This is a genomic window from Arthrobacter sp. NPDC089319 (assembly GCF_040684925.1).
Classification (GTDB): Bacteria; Actinomycetota; Actinomycetes; order Actinomycetales; family Micrococcaceae; genus Crystallibacter.
Window position 1 is genome coordinate 1 of sequence record NZ_JBFBGZ010000018.1, and the last position, 17,413, is coordinate 17,413.

At 68.0% G+C, this 17,413-nt stretch carries 16 protein-coding genes; 4 read left to right on the plus strand and 12 right to left on the minus strand.

Translation table 11 applies throughout. The annotated features are described in order from the left end of the window. Positions 1–384: 384 nt before the first annotated feature. The 4 genes from AB0N75_RS17910 to AB0N75_RS17925 are packed head-to-tail and all read right to left on the minus strand — an operon-like array spanning position 385 to position 3,878. The gene (locus tag AB0N75_RS17910; protein ID WP_364652299.1) at positions 385–780 is read right to left on the minus strand and encodes a universal stress protein; all 396 of its coding nucleotides are present in this window, start codon (positions 778–780) and stop codon (positions 385–387) included. Continuing rightward, complete coding sequence (locus AB0N75_RS17915; RefSeq protein WP_364652300.1) at positions 777–2,327, minus strand: tripartite tricarboxylate transporter permease; 1,551 nt, start codon at positions 2,325–2,327, stop codon at positions 777–779. The genes AB0N75_RS17910 and AB0N75_RS17915 overlap by 4 nt, the downstream gene beginning before the upstream one ends. After that, positions 2,320–2,862, minus strand: coding sequence for a tripartite tricarboxylate transporter TctB family protein (locus AB0N75_RS17920; protein ID WP_364652301.1), 543 nt, complete (start codon positions 2,860–2,862; stop codon positions 2,320–2,322). The genes AB0N75_RS17915 and AB0N75_RS17920 overlap by 8 nt, the downstream gene beginning before the upstream one ends. A 2-nt stretch (positions 2,863–2,864) precedes the next feature. Beyond that, positions 2,865–3,878 (minus strand): tripartite tricarboxylate transporter substrate-binding protein, encoded by a 1,014-nt coding sequence (locus AB0N75_RS17925; RefSeq protein WP_364652302.1) that lies wholly within the window; start codon positions 3,876–3,878, stop codon positions 2,865–2,867. 168 nt (positions 3,879–4,046) lie between these two features. Between AB0N75_RS17925 and AB0N75_RS17930 the strand changes: the two genes are divergently transcribed. Together AB0N75_RS17930 and AB0N75_RS17935 are read left to right on the plus strand one after the other, a co-directional pair. Beyond that, on the plus strand, positions 4,047–5,642 hold the full coding sequence (locus tag AB0N75_RS17930) for a sensor histidine kinase (RefSeq protein WP_364652303.1): 1,596 nt from the start codon (positions 4,047–4,049) through the stop codon (positions 5,640–5,642). Beyond that, complete coding sequence (locus tag AB0N75_RS17935; protein ID WP_364652304.1) at positions 5,639–6,355, plus strand: response regulator; 717 nt, start codon at positions 5,639–5,641, stop codon at positions 6,353–6,355. Before AB0N75_RS17930 ends, AB0N75_RS17935 begins: the two co-directional genes overlap by 4 nt. Here AB0N75_RS17935 and AB0N75_RS17940 read toward each other — a convergent pair. From AB0N75_RS17940 to AB0N75_RS17970, 7 genes are all read right to left on the minus strand, one after another. Continuing rightward, on the minus strand, positions 6,334–7,170 hold the full coding sequence (locus AB0N75_RS17940; RefSeq protein WP_364652305.1) for an aldolase/citrate lyase family protein: 837 nt from the start codon (positions 7,168–7,170) through the stop codon (positions 6,334–6,336). The two genes, AB0N75_RS17935 and AB0N75_RS17940, sit on opposite strands and share 22 nt — an antisense overlap. Then, on the minus strand, positions 7,167–7,760 hold the full coding sequence (locus AB0N75_RS17945) for a MaoC family dehydratase (protein ID WP_364652306.1): 594 nt from the start codon (positions 7,758–7,760) through the stop codon (positions 7,167–7,169). Before AB0N75_RS17945 ends, AB0N75_RS17940 begins: the two co-directional genes overlap by 4 nt. Continuing rightward, the gene (locus AB0N75_RS17950) at positions 7,757–8,410 is read right to left on the minus strand and encodes a CoA transferase subunit B (RefSeq protein WP_364652307.1); all 654 of its coding nucleotides are present in this window, start codon (positions 8,408–8,410) and stop codon (positions 7,757–7,759) included. Before AB0N75_RS17950 ends, AB0N75_RS17945 begins: the two co-directional genes overlap by 4 nt. Positions 8,411–8,422: 12 nt before the next feature. Continuing rightward, positions 8,423–9,202 (minus strand): CoA transferase subunit A, encoded by a 780-nt coding sequence (locus AB0N75_RS17955; RefSeq protein ID WP_364652308.1) that lies wholly within the window; start codon positions 9,200–9,202, stop codon positions 8,423–8,425. 142 nt (positions 9,203–9,344) lie between these two features. Further along, positions 9,345–10,508: an acyl-CoA dehydrogenase family protein gene (locus AB0N75_RS17960; RefSeq protein WP_364652309.1), complete on the minus strand. Its 1,164-nt coding sequence runs from the start codon at positions 10,506–10,508 to the stop codon at positions 9,345–9,347. Between the two features lie 2 nt (positions 10,509–10,510). After that, positions 10,511–12,580 (minus strand): biotin carboxylase N-terminal domain-containing protein, encoded by a 2,070-nt coding sequence (locus AB0N75_RS17965; protein WP_364652310.1) that lies wholly within the window; start codon positions 12,578–12,580, stop codon positions 10,511–10,513. Beyond that, positions 12,577–14,181, minus strand: coding sequence for a carboxyl transferase domain-containing protein (locus AB0N75_RS17970; protein WP_364652311.1), 1,605 nt, complete (start codon positions 14,179–14,181; stop codon positions 12,577–12,579). Before AB0N75_RS17970 ends, AB0N75_RS17965 begins: the two co-directional genes overlap by 4 nt. Positions 14,182–14,354: 173 nt before the next feature. On the opposite strand from AB0N75_RS17970, the gene AB0N75_RS17975 reads away from it, so the two are divergent. Both AB0N75_RS17975 and AB0N75_RS17980 read left to right on the plus strand, forming a co-directional pair. Next, positions 14,355–14,975, plus strand: coding sequence for a TetR/AcrR family transcriptional regulator (locus tag AB0N75_RS17975; protein ID WP_241913194.1), 621 nt, complete (start codon positions 14,355–14,357; stop codon positions 14,973–14,975). A 35-nt stretch (positions 14,976–15,010) separates the two neighbouring features. Further along, the gene (locus AB0N75_RS17980) at positions 15,011–15,478 is read left to right on the plus strand and encodes a GNAT family N-acetyltransferase (protein ID WP_364652312.1); all 468 of its coding nucleotides are present in this window, start codon (positions 15,011–15,013) and stop codon (positions 15,476–15,478) included. Between the two features lie 467 nt (positions 15,479–15,945). On the opposite strand, the gene AB0N75_RS17985 is transcribed toward AB0N75_RS17980, so the two are convergent. Beyond that, positions 15,946–17,409, minus strand: coding sequence for a dihydrolipoamide acetyltransferase family protein (locus tag AB0N75_RS17985; RefSeq protein WP_364652313.1), 1,464 nt, complete (start codon positions 17,407–17,409; stop codon positions 15,946–15,948). Positions 17,410–17,413 lie beyond the last annotated feature (4 nt).

Below are 17,413 nucleotides of genomic sequence, written 5' to 3' on the forward strand. Positions count from 1 at the left end.
GATCAACAAACCCCACCCGCATACCGAGCCGCTGACCGAGATGAACGACCCACAACAAGCCGCCTAAAAAATCTCAAACAGGTTGACAGTTACCGCACAGGGGGTGCTCTCGAAACCATCCCCTGTGCTCGTGGCCAGATGACCCTCCGTAGCGGGTCATCTCGACGCGAACGCCTGACCTCAGGGACGCTTCCAGCCCCATCCGGCGGCCGGGACAGTAGAAAACCGCCGGGGCAGGGTTGGTGGACCCTGCCCCGGCGGCGAATGGTGCTGAGCTGAAACCGGTAGCCGTCAACGCCTGCAGCGCCGGCTGAAGTGCGGCGCGCCGTCGCGCGGGCGACACCGCGGGCACGCTGCGCCACCCGGCCCTGCGGCGCGCCGACGTCAGGGCTGCCGGACAGCCAGCACGTTGCACGGGGCTGACAGCAGGATCGTCTGCGCGGTCGAACCGAGCAGCAGCTTTCCCACCGGCGTACGGTTGCGCACCCCGATGACAATCAGCTCGGCATCGGACTCCTCGGCGGCGTCCAGCACTTCCTCGGCGGGCAGCCCGTCCGAGATTCCGTGCCGGATGCTGAAGCCGACTCCTGCCCCACCCAACACGGCTTCCAAGCGGGCCACGTCGGCGGCGTCTGCGTAGCCGGGATCCACCAAACGGTCTGCCCGGGTGGCGTTGACCACCAGCAGCTTGGCCGCCCGGCGGCCGGCCTCGTCAATGGCGGCTGCCAGGGCCGCATCGCCGAGGGCGTTGGGGACATACCCCACCACGATCGTGCTCATGCGCTGACCTCCTTGTCCCGCGGGCTCTCGTCGTCGAGCGCTGCCGATTCCATCACGCGTTGGCGTTTCTTCATCCAGAAGGACAGCACGAAAATGACGACCAAAGAGATGTAGATTCCGGCCGCGATCGGCGTGGATACCAAGGCCAGCGGATCGCCCTGCGAAATGGCCAGCGAACGCCGCAGCTGGCTCTCGAAGATCGGGCCAAGGATCATGCCCACCACCAGCGGGGCGATCGGATAGCCGTAGCGGCGCATGAAGAAGCCCAGCACGCCGATGACCAGCAGCACGAACACATCCACCGGCGTGAAGTTCACCGAGAACGCGCCCAACGCCGCGAAGACCAGGATGCCGGCGTAGAGGTACGGCCGCGGGATCTGCAGGATCTTCACCCACATGCCCACCAGCGGCAGGTTCAGCACCAGCAGCATCAGGTTGCCCACGTACAGGCTGGCAATCAGCGCCCAGACCAGGGCGCCCTCCACCTCGAACAGCAGCGGACCGGGCTGGATGTTGTAGCGCTGGAACGCCACCAGCATCATCGCCGCCGTGGCCGTCGTCGGAATGCCCAGCGTCAGCAGTGGCACCAGCACGCCGGCAGCGGCAGCGTTGTTGGCCGATTCCGGCCCGGCCACGCCTTCGATCGCGCCGCGGCCGAACTGCTTCTTGCGTGCACCCTTGGCCAGTTTCTTCTCCGCCGCATAGGACAGGAAGGTGGCAACGTCGGCGCCGCCGGCCGGCATGGTACCGATCGGGAAGCCGATGAATGTCCCGCGGAGCCAAGGCTTCCAGGACCGCTTCCAGTCCTCCTTCTTCATCCACGAGGTCCAGCCGCCGGTCACCGGGATCACCTTGACCGGCCCGTGCCGCAGCCGCGAGGCCACATACAGCGCCTCACCCAGGGCGAAGAGCCCGACGGCGACCAGCACCACGTCGACGCCGTCCGCCAGGAACGGGCTGCCGAACGTGTAGCGCTGCTGCCCGGTCATCAGGTCCACGCCCATGAACGCCAGGAACAGCCCCAGGCCCAGCGACGCGAGACCGCGCAGCACCGAGGCGCCCAGCAGCGCACCCACGGTCAAGAACGCCACCACCATCAGGGCCACATACTCCACCGGACCGATCTGCACGGCGAACGCTGCCACATAGGGTGCCACGAAACTCAGCAGCACGGTGGCCACGGTTCCGGCGATGAAGGAACCGATCGCCGCCGTCGCAAGCGCCGCGGCGCCCCGGCCGGCTTTCGCCATCCGGTTGCCCTCCAGTGCGGTGACAATGGAGGCGGATTCGCCCGGCGTATTGAGCAGGATCGAGGTGGTCGACCCGCCGTACATGCCCCCGTAGTAGATGCCCGCGAAGACGATGATTGCCGCCGTCGGCTCCAGGCTGTACGTGATCGGCATCAGCAGGGCAACGGTCATGGCCGGGCCGATGCCGGGCAGCACGCCCACTGCCGTGCCGACCAGCACCCCGCCCAAGGCGTAGAGCAGGTAGATCGGCTGCATCGCCACGGAGAAGCCCTCGAGGAGGGCGTAGAAGTTATCCATTCAGGAACGGCACCCCTTCGAGCACACCGGCCGGCAGCGAGACGCCGAGCAGCCCGCCGAAGGCGAACTGCAGCACCAGCGCCATGACAACGCCCACCACGGCGGCCCGCCACAACGGCTTTGCCCCCAGAGCCCACGCGGCGCCGAAGAACAGCACCGCCGCGGCAACCGGCCAGCCCAGCGGAATGATCAGGAAAATATGGACGACGACGGTGCCCGCCATCTTCGCGACGGTCAGCCAGTCGGTCCGGACGTCCGGGTCAATGTCTTCGCCTTCATCGGCCTCGCCGGTCTTGCCGCGCAGCAGCTGCACGATCAGCCCGGCGCCGACGATCACCAGCAGGCCGGAGACGAGGTAGGGAAGCGCCCGCGGGCCGATGTCGCTCGCCGAGTCGGGCGTCTGGATCCCGGCGCCGGCAACGAAGCCGACGATCCCAATGCTCAGGATCACCGCCGCGAAGATGATTTCTCCGAGCGGCTTGACCGGGGCGGCATCGCTGCCGCCCCGGACCGCTCCAGTAGTGGAAGGAGCCATGGTTACTTCAGCAGACCGATATCCGTCAGCGTTGCGGTGACCGTCTCGATGTCCTCGGTCAGGAAGCTGTTGAACTCCTCGCCGGCCAGGAAAGCGTCCGCCCAGTTGTTCGTGGTCAGGGTCTTCTGCCAGGCGTCGGTGCCGTGCAGTTCGGTGACCAGCGCTGTGAGCTTTTCTGCCTGCGCATCGTCGATGGATCCCGGAGCCACGACGCCGCGCCAGTTGGTCAGCACCAGATCCACGCCCTGCTCCTTCAACGGCTTGACCTCGGGCAGCTGCGGGGCGGCTTCCGGACCGGAGACGGCCAGGGCACGCAGCTTGCCGGCCTTGACCTGCTCGGCGTACTCGCCCACACCGGAAATGCCGGCGGAGACCTTGTTGCCCAGCAGCGCTGCCAGGGATTCGCCGCCGCCGGAGTACGGGATGTAGTTCAGGCTGTCGGCACCAACGCCGGCTTCCTTGAGCATCATGCCGGCCAGGATGTGGTCGGCGCCGCCGGCGGAGCCGCCGGTGATGGAAACGCCCTTGCCCTTGGCCTTGACGTCGGCGATCAGGTCATCGATGGTCTGGTAGGGCGAATCGGCCGGCACCACGACGACGAGCGGCTCTTCGGTGAGCCGGGCGATCGGTGTGGTGTCTTCGATCCGGTTGGCGGACTTGTTGGTCTCCACGGCGCCCACCATCACGTACCCCATCACCATCAGGGTGTTCGGGTCCTGTTCCGTGGCCAGCTTGGCCAGGCCATTGGTGCCGCCGGCCCCGCCGATGTTGACCACCGAGGCGCTGGAAACCAGGTCGTTCTCCTGCAGGTCCTTCTGCATGGAACGGCCCGTCTGGTCCCAGCCGCCGCCCGGATCCGCCGGGACAATGATGTTGAGCTTGTCGATGCCGGCTTCTTCGGAGCCGTTGCCGGAGCCGCTGGAGCCGGTGGAGCCGCAGGCTGCCAGCATCAGGGCGGATGCTGCCGCGGCGGCCACCAGGGCCGAACGGCGTCTCATCGTACGGTCGAGCTTCATGTAGGTTCTTCCTCCTCCAACCGGCGTGATGGGCATCACCACGCCGTCGCCCCAGCGTAGGGAGCGGCCCGGTCCGGCGGAAGAATGCGGTCATTGTGGCCGTATTGGTCATTGTGGTCATCGGCACACGCCCCTGTGGCGCAGCTAACAACATGCGAAGATGGCGGGGTGTTCCGATCCCTGTCCCTGCGCTCCCAACTGTTCGTGCTGCAGCTGTTCATCCTGCTCGTCGTCGTGCTGGTGGCGGGTTCGGTCGCCATCTCCATGCAGGAACAACAGATCCGCGATGCCTACGAAGGGCGCATGGTCGGCGTGGCCCGCTCGGTGGCGCAATTGCCCTCCATCGTGGAGGCCTTCGACGACGCCAACCCCAGCCAGACCATCCAGCCGATCGCCGAGCTGATCGCCCAATCCACCGGGGTGACGTATGTGGTGGTCACCGACCACCGCGGCATCCGCTACTCGCATCCGAACCACTCGCTGATCGGACAGATGGTTTCCACCGACCCATCCATCCCGCTGTCCGGCGAGACGTTCATTGGCAGGCAGACCGGCACGCTGGGCGAATCGTGGCGGGTGAAGGTACCGATCTATGACCGGTCGGGTGCCACAGTGATCGGCACGGCCTCGGTGGGCACGTTGGAGTCCACGCTGCGCAAAGACCTGAACGACGACCTGCCGATCCTGCTGGCGTGGCTCATCGCGGCCGCGCTGGTCGGCTCGGCCGGCGCCATCTACATCTCGCGCCTAGTCTGGCGGCGGATCTACCAGCTGGAGCCGGAAGAGATCGCCGCGCTGCTCGAAACCCGCGACGCCATGCTGCACGGCATCGGCGAAGGCGTGGTGGCCGTCGACGACCGCGGGCGCATCGCGCTGCTCAACGACGAGGCGAAACGCCTGCTGGATGTCTCCGACACCGCGCTGGGCCGCCCGGCCACCACGATCCTGGAACCGGGGCTGGCGGCGATGCTGGCCGCCAACGGCGGGGCCGACGAAACGGTGCTCGCCGGCGAACGCGTGCTGCTGGCCCGGGCCAACGCTGCCACGGTGGACTCGCGCCGGGTGGGCAGCGTGATCATCCTGCGCGACCGCACCGAACTGCACCAGCTGCTGCAGGATCTTGACGGCGCGCGGGACGTGACCCAGGCGCTGCGCGCGCAGGCGCACGAATTCTCCAACAAGATGCACGTGATCTCCGGCCTGCTGGAACTGGGCCGCACGCAGCAGGCAGTGGATTTCATCTCCCGTTCCGGGCACGGCGGTTCGGTGGTGGCCGGCGAACTGGCTCCGGGGATCACCGACCCGGATGCCGCCAGCCTGCTGATGGCCAAGACAACCATTTGCGACGAAAAAGGCATCCAGCTGCTCATTGATCCGGCCTCCGTGCTGGCGCCGGACGGCACCACGGATCCGGTCACGGTGCTGGGCAACCTGGTGGACAACGCCATGGAGGCCGTGGGGCCGCAGGGCACCATCACCGTGTCCATCGCGGAGGGCGCCGATGGTTGCACCATCACGGTCGCCGACGACGGTCCCGGCATCCCGCCGGAGGAGCGCGGGCGGATCTTCCAACCGGGCGTCTCGAGCAAGGAAGCTGCGCTGCCGGGCAGCCGCGGATTCGGCCTCGCGCTGGTCAGCCGGGTGGCTGCCCGGCGCGGCGGCACGGCCCGGGTTGCGCCGTCAGCCTCCGGCGGCGCCGAGTTCACGGTAAGCTTCTCGCCGACCCCGTCCAAGGCCAGCCAGCAAGGAATCCCGGTCCCATGAGCCAGATCCGCACCGTCGTCGTCGACGATGACAAGGAAGTCGCCGGCGTGCATACCGGCTTCCTGCTGGCCCACGGCGCCTTCGAAGCGGTGGGCACCGCCTACACCGGGACCGACGGGCTGGCCATGATTGCGGACCTTCGCCCCGAGCTGGTGCTGCTGGACATTCATTTGCCGGACCTGAGCGGCATCGAGGTCCTGCGGGCAGTCCGGAACCTGCCGGGCGAGCCGGTCGACGTCATCGCGATCACCGCCGCACGGGAACTGGACACGGTGCGGGCGGCGATGGCGGGCGGAGTGCTCCACTATCTGGTCAAGCCGTTCACGGCCCGGGTGTTGATGGACCGGCTCGACGCCTATGTGGAGCACCGGCGGCATATCAGCAGCAGCGGCCAGGCGGTCGTGCTGGACCAGGACGGCATCGACCGGCTGCTGGCGCCCGCCGGGGCCCCGCTGGCCACCATCCCGGCTTCCCGGGTGTCCGTCGCGCTGCCCAAGGGCCTGTCCCTGCCCACCTTGGAGGCCGTCATCGCCGACCTGAACGCCACCGGCGCCGCGTCGTCGGCCTCCGAAGTCGCCGGACGGCTGGGGCTGGCACGCGTGAGCGCGCGGCGCTATCTGGAGTACCTGGTGTCGCGCGGCGAGGCCCGGATCACGCCGCGGTACGGCGCCGCCGGCCGGCCGGAGAAGTTCTACCTGCTGACCGGCGGCTGAGAACTCATCTGCCTGGCCCGCCGCAGGGTCAGCTCCGCGTGCTTGAGCAGCGGTCCGTCGATCATCTTGCCGCGGAACCGGAAGGCCCCCGGCTCGTTGGCGGCGGCCGCCAGCAGGGCGGCCGCATAGTCAGCCTCCGCCTGGCCTGGACGGTAGGCACCCCTGACGACGTCGGCCTGGCTCGGGTGGATGATGGCCTTGGCCGCAAAGCCCGACGCGGCCGCATCCTCCGCTTCCGCCGCCAGCCCGTCCAGGTCCGGTATGTCGATGTAGACCGAGTCGATCGCCGCCTTGCGGCGGGCGCCCGCGGCCAGAAGCACCTGCGAGCGCGCCTGCCGGGCAACGTCCCGGTAGGTCCCGGACGCGAGCCGGCTGGAGCTGCCGCCCAGCGAGGCGACCAGGTCTTCGGCGCCCCACATCAGCGCCGTGACATTCGGGCAGCCGGCCAGCTCAGCGGCCTGCAGCACGCCAAGGGCCGTCTCGCAAAGCGCCACCACCGAATACTCCCCCAGCCCCCGCACCGCCGACACGTCCTCCGCCTTGGCCAGCATGATGGTCCGGTAGCCGGACCGTGCGACGGCCGCCAGGTCCAGGGCGTGGTCCGCGGTGCCGACTGCGTTGATCCGGACCATGGTCCGGGCCGGATCCAGCGGGTGGCCGAGGATGGCTTCCCGGGCCGCGGCACGATCCGCCGGCGCCACCGCGTCCTCCAAATCAAGGATCACCGCGTCGGCACGCTCGGCGGCCTTTCCGTAGCGGTCCGGCCGGTCTGCCGGACAGAACAGGATGGCCGGTCCCATGTCGAAGTCCGTCACCGGTGCCCGCCTTCGGGCCGGCCGTCCCACAACTCGGCGTCGCTGGTTTCCGAGCCCGCAATGGCGGCGGCGTGGCCGTCCTCCGTCCACATCAGGCAGCTGCGGGTCACGGTGGCCACCACATCGCCGTGCTGGTTCCGTCCGGTGTGGTGCATGGTGACCACGCCGGTCCCGGGCCGGGACTTGGAGAGCCGCTTGTCGGTGACCACCGTCTCGGTATACAGCGTGTCCCCGTGGTAGAGCGGGTGCGGGAAGGTCACGTCCGTAAGGCCCAGCTGCGCCACGATGGTGGACTGGGTCAGCTGGCCGACCGACTGCCCCACCACCGTCGCGAGGGTGAACATGGAGTTCATCAGGCGCTGCCCGAACGGCTGTTCGGCCGCCCACGCCGCGTCCAGATGCAGGGCCTGGTTGTTCATGGTGGCGGTGGTGAAGAGCACGTTGTCCGCCTCCGTGACGGTCCGGCCCGGACGGTGGGCGTAGATGACGTCAGCCTCGATCTCCTCGAAGTACAGCCCGCGCTGGATGATCACCTTCTGGGCACCGGCTGCCTCGGAGGGGGTAGCCGCGGCCCCGGCGTCGGTGTTCACCGGGCACCCGCCTGGAGCTGATCGATCCGGAGTTCGGCGCCGGTGGCGGCGACCACGTCCTGGACATCCACGCCCGGGGCCGTCTCGCGGAGTACCAGGCCCTGCTCGGTGACGTCGATGACGGCAAGATCGGTGATGATCTTGTCCACGCAGGCCCTGCCGGTGAGCGGCAGCGTGCATTCGGTGAGGATCTTGGGGTTCCCGCTCTTATCCAGGTGCTCCATCATGACGATCAGCTGCTTGGCACCGAAGACCAGGTCCATGGCCCCGCCCATTCCCTTGACCATCTTGCCCGGGATCATCCAGTTGGCCAGATCCCCGTTCTGCGCCACCTGCATGGCACCGAGCACGGCCACATCCACGTGCCCGCCGCGGACCATGCCAAAGGATGCGGCCGAGTCGAAGATGGCCGCCCCGCGGTTGAGCGTGACCGTTTCCTTGCCCGCGTTGATCAGGTCCGGATCGAGCTTGTCTTCGGTCGGATAGGGTCCGACGCCCAGGATGCCGTTTTCCGAATGCAGGATGACTTCCACCCCGTCGGGAATGTAGTTCGGGATCAGTGTGGGCATCCCGATGCCGAGGTTGACGTACTGCCCGTTTTCCAACTCCTGGGCCACACGGGCGGCCAGCTCGTTGCGCGTTAGTGCCATGGCGTGCTCCTTCTACTTCCCGGTTGAGCCGGTGCCCCGGCCGGCCAGCTGCACAGTGCGTTTTTCGATCCGTTTCTCCACGTCCGGCGCCAGCACCACGCGCTGGACGAAGATGCCGGGTGTGTGGATCTGCTGGGGGTCCAGTTCGCCCGGTTCCACCAGTTCCTCCACCTCGGCGATGGTGATCTTGCCGGCCATCGCGCAGAGCGGGTTGAAGTTCATCGCCGTGACGTGGAAGACCAGGTTGCCCAGCCGGTCACCCTTGGCCGCGTGCACCAGCCCGAAATCCGGCCGCAGCGATTCCTCCAGCACGTAGTCGGCGCCGCCGAAGCTGCGCACCTCCTTCGGTTCCGAGGCCATGGCCACCGACCCATCGGCGTCGTACTTGCGCGGCAGGCCGCCCTCGCTGATCTGCGTGCCGACGCCGGCCGCGGTGTAGAAAGCGGGGATGCCGGCACCGCCCGCGCGCAGCTTCTCCGCCAGCGTGCCCTGCGGAGTCAGCTCCACTTCCAGCTCGCCGGCCAGGAACTGCCGGGCGAATTCCTTGTTCTCGCCCACATAGGAGCTGATGGTGCGCCGGATCCGGCCGTCCGCCAGCAGCACGCCGAGGCCCCAGTCGTCCACGCCGCAGTTGTTGCTGATGGTCTCCAGGTCAGTGGTGCCCGCGTCGTGCAGCGCCTGGATGAGCGCCACGGGAATGCCGCACAGGCCGAAGCCGCCCACGGCCAGCGAGGCGCCGTCGGGGATGTCCGCCACCGCCTCCGCGGCGGTTGCTACTACCTTGTTGATCATTGAGTCCTCCTCGGTCTGGTGCAAACGGCCCCGGATCTCCACGCGGGCCTGGCGGCCCTTGGTCGATCACCGGGGGTGGGTGGCGGCCCTTGGTCGATCACCGGGGGTGGGTGGCGGCCCTTGGTCGATCACCGGGGGTCGGTTACAGGCCCAGCTCGCGGGCAATCAGCATGAGCTGCACTTCGGTGGTCCCTTCGCCGACCTCCAGGATCTTCGAATCACGGTAGTGGCGGGCCACCCGGAACTCGTTGATGAATCCGAAGCCGCCGAAAATCTGGGTGGCATCGCGGGCGTTGTCCATGGCGGCTTCGCCTGCCACCATCTTGGCAATCGCGGACTGCGTTTTGAAGTGTTGGCCGGCCAGCATCCGGGCGGCCGCGTCGTAATAGGCCAACCGGGCGGTATGCGCGCGGGCTTGCATGCGGGCGATCTTGAACTGGATGGCTTGGAAGGCGCCGATGTTGGTGCCGAAGGCCTGCCGCTCCTTGGCGTAGCGCACCGCCTCATCCACGCACCCCTGTGCCGCCCCGGTGGCCAGCGCCGCGATCGCGATCCGGCCCTCGTCGAGGATCTGCAGGAAGTTGGCGTAGCCGCGGCCCCGCGACCCCAGCAGGTTCTCCTCCGGCACGCGCACGTTGTCCAGGGTGAGCGGATGCGTGTCCGAGGCGTTCCAGCCCACCTTGTTGTAGGCCTTCTCGGCGGTGAAACCCGGTGTGTCGGTGGGAACCAGGATGGTGGAGATTTCCTTCTTGACCGAGCCGTCTGCGCGCTCGGAGGTGCCGGTGACGGCGGTGACGGTGACCAGCTTGGAGATTTCGGTACCGGAGTTGGTGATGAACTCCTTGTGCCCGTTGAGCACCCATTGCCCGTCGACCAGTTCGGCCCGCGTCTTCGTGCCGCCGGCGTCCGAGCCGGCTTCGGGTTCGGTCAGTCCGAAGCCGGCGAGCGCTTCGCCGCTGGCCAGCATCGGCAGCCACTGCTGTTTTTGTTCCTCGGTGCCGAAGCGGTAGATCGGCATTGCGCCCAGCGAGACCCCTGCCTCCAGGGTGATTGCCACCGACTGGTCGACCGCACCGAGTTGCTCCAGCGCCAGCGCGAGCGCGAAATAGTCGCCGCCCATCCCGCCGTACTCCTCCGGGAAGGGGAGCCCGAACAGGCCCATCTCGCCCATCTGTTCCACCACCTTGTACGGGAAGCTGTGCTCCTCGTCGTGCTTGGCGGAGACCGGGGCGACCACCTCGCGGGCAAAGTCGCGGACCGTCTCCACCAGGTCCTGATGGTCCTCGCTGAGGGAAAAATCAGGCATGGTCATGCCCCTTTCTGCTCATGTTCCGGGGCAGGATCTGCTGCCCGCACGACGGCGACAATCTGGTCGGCCTTGACCAGATCGCCGGGTTTCAGGTTGATGCTGACTTCGCCGGCGATCCCGGCGCTCAGCTGGTGTTCCATCTTCATCGCTTCCACCGTGAGCAGCGGCTGGCCGGCCGACACCTGTTCGCCATTTACCACCGCCACCGAGGTCACCGTGCCCGGCATCGGCGAGCGTACCTCGGGCGACACCTGCCCGTCGGCCCGCTGGACCTCAGCCAGCGCGTCCGCCAGCCGGCTCTCCCGGCTGCGGACGGCCAACCGGGCCGACCAGCCTGCATCGCCCAGCCAGAGCGCGCCGTCCTCGCCAAAGGCATGGCGCAGCGGCCGGCGGACCCCGTCGATTTCAACGGCCTGCCCGTCAACGGAGGGCACGACGGCGTAGCTGCCGCCGCCTGTGCTGACAACCGCACCGCCGGGCGGGTCCGCTGCCGCTTCCCCGGCCCAGGTTACGGCCACCTCCCGGTGCTCGCCGCCGCCCAGGTCGAAGCTGACGGTGCGCGGGCGCGGCCCGCTCAACCGCCAGCCGTCGCTCCGCCAGGCGGACCCGGCACGTCCCGCCGCCCCGGTCTGGCCCCGCGTCTGCCGTTCCCGGAGCAGCCAGTACACCGCGGCCACGGCCAGTTCCGCGTCGTCGGGCCGCCGGAACTGTTGGTGCATGATCTTCCGGTCGATCAGCGTGGTGTCGAGCCGGCCGGCGTGCACATCGTCGTCGGCCAGCAGGCTGCGAAGATGCTCGATGTTTGTGTGAATGCCCAGCACGCTGGTATCGGCCAGCGCGCCGTCCAGCCGCGCCAGGGCCTGCTGCCGGTCCACGCCCCACGCGATCACCTTGGACAGCAGCGGGTCGTAGTCGGAGGGGATGGCCAGGCCGGGCAGCAGCGAACTGTCCACCCGGATGCCCTCGCCGGATGCTTCGGCCAGTTCCAGCACCGTACCGGCCGACGGCAGAAACTGCTGGGCGGGGTCTTCGGCATACACGCGGGCTTCCACCGCGTGTCCGGTGAGCACGACGTCGGACTGCGCCATCGGGAGCGCCTCGCCGGCCGCAATCCGCACCTGCCATTCGACCAGGTCCAGCCCGGTCACCAACTCGGTGACCGGATGTTCCACCTGCAGCCGGGTGTTCATCTCCATGAAAAAGAACTCGTCGGGGGTGTCGTCGGAGACCAGGAATTCCACGGTCCCGGCGCCGGTGTAGTCCACCGAACGGGCGGCCTCGCAGGCCGCCTCGCCGATCCTGGCGCGGGTGGCTTCGTCCAACAACGACGACGGCGCCTCCTCGATGACTTTCTGGTGCCGGCGCTGCAACGAACACTCGCGCTCGCCCAGGTGGATGGCATTGCCGAACCGGTCACAGAGCACCTGCACTTCGATGTGCCGGGGCCGGGCGATCAGCCGCTCCAGGAACAACGTGTCGTCGCCGAAGGCGGAGGCGGCCACGCGCCGGGCGGCGGCGAGCGCAGCGGACAGCTCCTCGGGCCGCTGCACGGCCACCATCCCCTTGCCGCCGCCGCCGGCCGACGGCTTGATCAGCAGCGGGTAACCGACCTTCTCCGCGGCCAGGACTAGGCGCTCGTCGTCGAGTCCGGGTTCGTCGATCCCGGGGACCACCGGAACCCCGTGCGAGGCCACATGGTTCTTGGAGCGGATCTTGTCCCCCATGATCCCGATGGCGCCCACATTGGGCCCGATGAAGACTATGCCCGCCGCCTCCAGAGCCTGGGCAAAGTTCACATTCTCGCTGAGGAAGCCATAGCCGGGGTGAACCGCCTCGGCACCGGTGGCCTTGCACGCTTCGATCACTGCGTCGATGCGCAGATAACTCTCCGTAGCGGGCGCCGGCCCGATCCGCACCGCGACGTCGGCCTCGCGCACGTGGCGGGCACCGGCGTCGGCGTCTGAATAGACGGCGGCGGAGCGGATGCCCATGCCGCGTAGCGTACGGATGACTCGGCAGGCAATTTCGCCGCGGTTGGCAACCAGGACGGTCTCGAACACTTCTCTCACATCCTGAACAGGCCGAAAGCGGATTCCGGCAGCGGGCTGTTGGCGCAGACATCGAGGGCCAGGCCGAGCACCGTGCGGGTCTGCGCCGGGTCGATGATGCCGTCGTCCCAGAGCCGGGCGGTGGAATAGTACGGGTTCCCTTGGGCCTCGTACTGTTCCCGGATGGGGGTCTTGAATTCTTCCTCCGCCTCGGCGCTCCATTGCTCGCCGCGGGCTTCCAGCTGGTCGCGCTTGACGGTGGCCAGGACCGAGGACGCCTGGTTGCCGCCCATCACCGAGATCCGCGCGGCCGGCCACATCCAGAGGAATCGCGGCGAGTAGGCGCGTCCGCACATGGAGTAGTTGCCGGCGCCGAACGAGCCGCCGATCACCACGGTCAGCTTCGGCACGCGCGCCGTTGCGACGGCGGTGACCATTTTGGCGCCGTGCTTGGCGATGCCGCCTGCCTCGTAGTCGCGGCCCACCATGAAGCCGGAGAGGTTCTGCAGGAAGACCAGCGGGATGCCGCGCTGGTCGCACAGTTCAATGAAATGTGCGCCCTTGAGCGCGGATTCGGAAAAGAGTACGCCGTTGTTCGCCACGATCCCCACCTGGTGCCCGTGCAGCCGGGCGAAGCCGGTGACCAGGGTGCTGCCGTACTCGCGCTTGAACTCATGGAAGCGGCTGCCGTCCACCAGCCGGGCGATCACTTCCCGGACGTCGTAGCTGGCATTCACGTCCACCGGCACGGCGCCGTAGATCTCCTGCGCGTCGGCTGCCGGCGCTTCGACCGGCGCCGTCTCCCACGCCGGCGCGGTGCAGGGGATGGTGGAGACAATGTCGCGCACGATCTCCAACGCATGCAGGTCGTTCTCCGCCAGATGGTCCGTCACGCCGGAGGTTCGGGCATGCAGGTCGCCGCCGCCCAGCTCCTCGGCGGTGACCACCTCGCCGATCGCCGCCTTCACCAGCGGCGGACCGCCCAGGAAGATGGTTCCCTGGTTGCGGACAATCACCGTCTCATCGCTCATCGCCGGGACGTACGCGCCGCCGGCGGTGCAGGAACCCAGCACCGCGGCTATCTGCGGGATCTTGGCCGCCGACATCCGCGCCTGGTTGTAGAAGATCCGGCCGAAGTGCTCGCGGTCCGGGAAGACGTCGTCCTGCTTGGGCAGGAAGGCGCCGCCGGAGTCCACCAGATAGATGCAGGGCAGGTTGTTCTCCAGCGCCACTTCCTGGGCGCGCAGATGTTTCTTGACGGTCAGGGGGTAGTACGTGCCGCCCTTGACGGTCGCGTCGTTGCAGACCACCAGCACGTGGCGGCCGTGGACCAGACCGATGCCGGCGATCATCCCGGCGCCGGGCGAATCGCCGTCGTACATCCCTTCCGCCGCGAGCGGGGCGATCTCCAGGAACGGGCTGCCGTCATCCAGCAGGGCGTCCACCCGCTCCCTCGGCAACAGCTTGCCGCGGCCAAGGTGGCGGGCGCGCGCACTCTCCGGCCCGCCTTGCGCCGCCGAGGCCAAGCGGTCGTGCAGTTCGGCCGCGAGCTTGCGCTGCGCAACATCGTTGGTCCGGAAGCTTTCACTGGTAGTGTCCACCCGGGAAGCCAGTGTCTCCATCGACACCTTCCTGGCCGAAGCCGTTGCGCATCCCGCAGCCCGCCGCTGATAGCAGCAGAAACAACTGGCCTGCAAGACGCATTTTGGTTAGTCTGTACTAACTGAAATCAGGCTAGTAGCCGCCCACTGTCTTGTCCAGCACTCACCCAGCATTTGCCCGAGGGAGCCGATCCATGCCGAGCGCACCGCATGCCGACGCCGAGATTCGGCAGACCGGGCGCAGCCGGGCCAAGGCCACCCGCCGGGCCGCGCTGCTGGATGCGGCCGCCCGCCTTTTCGCCGAGCGCGGCTTCAACGGCGTCTCGATCGAGGACCTGGGCTCGGCGGTAGGCGTCAGCGGCCCTGCGGTGTACCGGCACTTCAACAGCAAGCATGCCGTCCTGGCCGCCCTGCTCACGGGCGTCAGCCAGGACCTGCTGGACGGCGGCCAGGAAGTAGCGGCCAGCCGGAACAACGCCGAGGAAGCACTCCGCGGGCTGGTCGCCTTCCATGTGGACTTCGCCTTGAAAAATCCGGACGTGATCCGCGTCCATGACCGGGACCTGGACAGCCTGCCCGCCGACGATTCCGCGATCGTCCGGACGCTGCAGCGCACCTACGTGGAAGTGTGGGTTTCCGTGCTGGCGCGGCTGCTGCCCGAGGCCGACGCGGCGCAGCTGCGGGTGCGCGCGCACGCCGCTTTCGGACTGATCAACTCCACCCCGCATTCGACCCACCGGAGCCGGCCGCTGCGGGAAGCCTGGCGCCGCAATCTACTGGAACAAATGGCATGGGCGGCGTTGAAAGCCGAGTAGGGTGTATCAGATACCAACTAGCCGAAAGGTCTACTGTGATTGAGCTTCGTCCTGTAGAACCTGCCGACCTCGACGAGTTTTTCGAGTACCAGCAGGATCCCGACGCCAACCATATGGCCGCATTCGCCGCCAAGAATCCCTCCGACCGCGGCGTCTTCAACCTGCACTGGCAAAGCCTGCTCGATGACAAGACCATCACCGTTCGAACCGTCACCGTCGACGGCGAAGTGGTGGGAAGCGTGCTGGCCTATCCGAACGAGGGATACCCGGAACTCAGCTACTGGACGGCCAAGTCGCAGTGGGGCAAGGGCGTCACCACCGCCGCCGTCGAGGCGTTCCTGAAAGAATTCACCGCCCGCCCGATCCGCGCACGGGTGGTCAAGGACAACCTGGGTTCGGTCAAGGTCCTGCACAAGCTGGGCTTCCGGACCGTTGGCGAGGCCCAGGGCTTCGCCAACGCCCGCGGCGCCGTGGTCACCGAGGAGATCCTCGAACTGGCCTGAGACCATCGACAGGCGGATGCCGTTCTGCGTGCGTTCCGCCCCGGCGATTCGCTGGTTGTCCTGGTGGCCGCCCCAGATCCGCATGGTGAGCGGATAGAAGAGCCGGACCCATCCGGAAGCCAGTCCGGTCGTTCGTATCCAATCGTCTCGACAATGCCTCCGGCCCGGGTCACGAGGCCCGCTATGGGATCAAAGGCGATGCTGCCGTCGTCGTCTTCCACTCTCCAGCGGCCCTCACCATCACTGATTCTGACCTTCACGCTGTCACTGATGCCTTTGTGGTCCGTCCTGTCCACTACGGCTGACAGGGGTCCGCGCAGGGTGGCATCTCTTACCGCGGCCAGAAGCTCAAGCAACGCCACGAAGTCCCCGTGACCGCCCATATCCACCTGACTTCCTTGAGGCTGGCTTTCCTTGGCACTGGCTTTCATCGGCGGGTGCGGCAGTAATGGGCAGGAAACTTGGCCCTACACCATGGTCAGCGCCATACCGGGGTCGTGCAAGATGGTGCCGACGTCGGCCAGGAAGCGCCCGGCCTGCGCGCCGTCCACTACCCGGTGGTCGAAGGACAGGCTCAGCGTCACCACCTCGCGCAGCGCCACCTCGCCGCGATACTCCCACGGTTGCCGGCGCACTGCACCGACGGCCAGGATGGCTGATTCCCCCGGATTGAGAATGGGAGTGCCGGCATCGATGCCAAAGACACCGATGTTGGTAATCGAGATGGTCCCGCCGCGCAGGTCGGACGGGGCGGTTTTGCCGGCCCGGGCGGTTTCGGCCAGCTCCCCCAGGGCCTCGGCCAGCCGGCGCAGATCCAGCCGGTGCGCGCCCTTGATGTTCGGCACCGTCAGCCCGCGCGGGGTGGCCGCCGCAATACCCAGGTTCACGTAGTTCTGCTGCACAATCTCGCCGGCCGCCTCGTCCCAGCGGGCATTCAGTTCCGGATGGCGCCCCAGTGCCAGGCACACCGCCTTGGCCGCGATGGTCAGCGGTGTGAGCTTGAGCCCGGCGAACGCCTTGTTCTCTTTCAACCGCTGGATCAGTTCCATGCTGGCCGTGGCATCGACGGTCAGGAACGACGACGCATGGGGTGCGGTGAACGCGCTGGCCACCATGGCCGCGGCCGTCAGTTTCCGCACTCCCTTGATGATGATGCGTGTCTCCGCCTCGGCCGCGCCGGCCAACCAGCCGCCTGCCCCAGTGGCCGGCACCTCCGCCGGGGCAGCCGCACCGGCGTCGTGGAAACTCTGCACATCCGCGCGGGTAATCAGCCCCCGGTCCCCCGTTCCAGTGACCTGCGCCAGATCGACGCCGAGATCCTTGGCCAGCTTCCGCACCGGCGGGGTGGAGCGGGGCCGCTCCGCAGCGAGTTCGGCGGTCCATTGCTCCGTAGCCGGGGCAGCCGCCCCACGCTCCGTACCCGGGTCAGCCGGCGCCACGTGGGGCATGTTCCGGGTTTGGCCGGACGCTGAAGCCCCCGCATTTCCGCTAGGGTCCGCGTCGACACCCCGCGGCACGGCCTCGACGCCGGCCATTGGCGCCAATGCGGCGCCGGCTACCGCAACCGTCCGGCGAGGCCGCCGTGCCGGACGGCCGTTCCTCTCGGCGGCAGCGCCGTAGCCCACCAGGTTCGGCCGGCGCTGCGACGAGGGCTCCCCCGGCGCATTCCCGGCGTCGTCCTGTCCTGGCTCGTCCACCTCGATGGAAACGATCGGTTCCCCGACGCTGACCGTGGTACCGGGACCTTCGTGCAGCGTGCGGACCACGCCGGTGAACGGCGAGGGCAGCTCCACCACGGCCTTGGCCGTTTCGACCTCGCCCAGGATCTGGTTCAGCTGCACCGCATCGCCTTCGGCCACATGCCAGCTGACAATCTCCGACTCGGTGAGCCCTTCGCCCAGATCCGGCAGTTTGAATACCTTGATCCCCACGGGT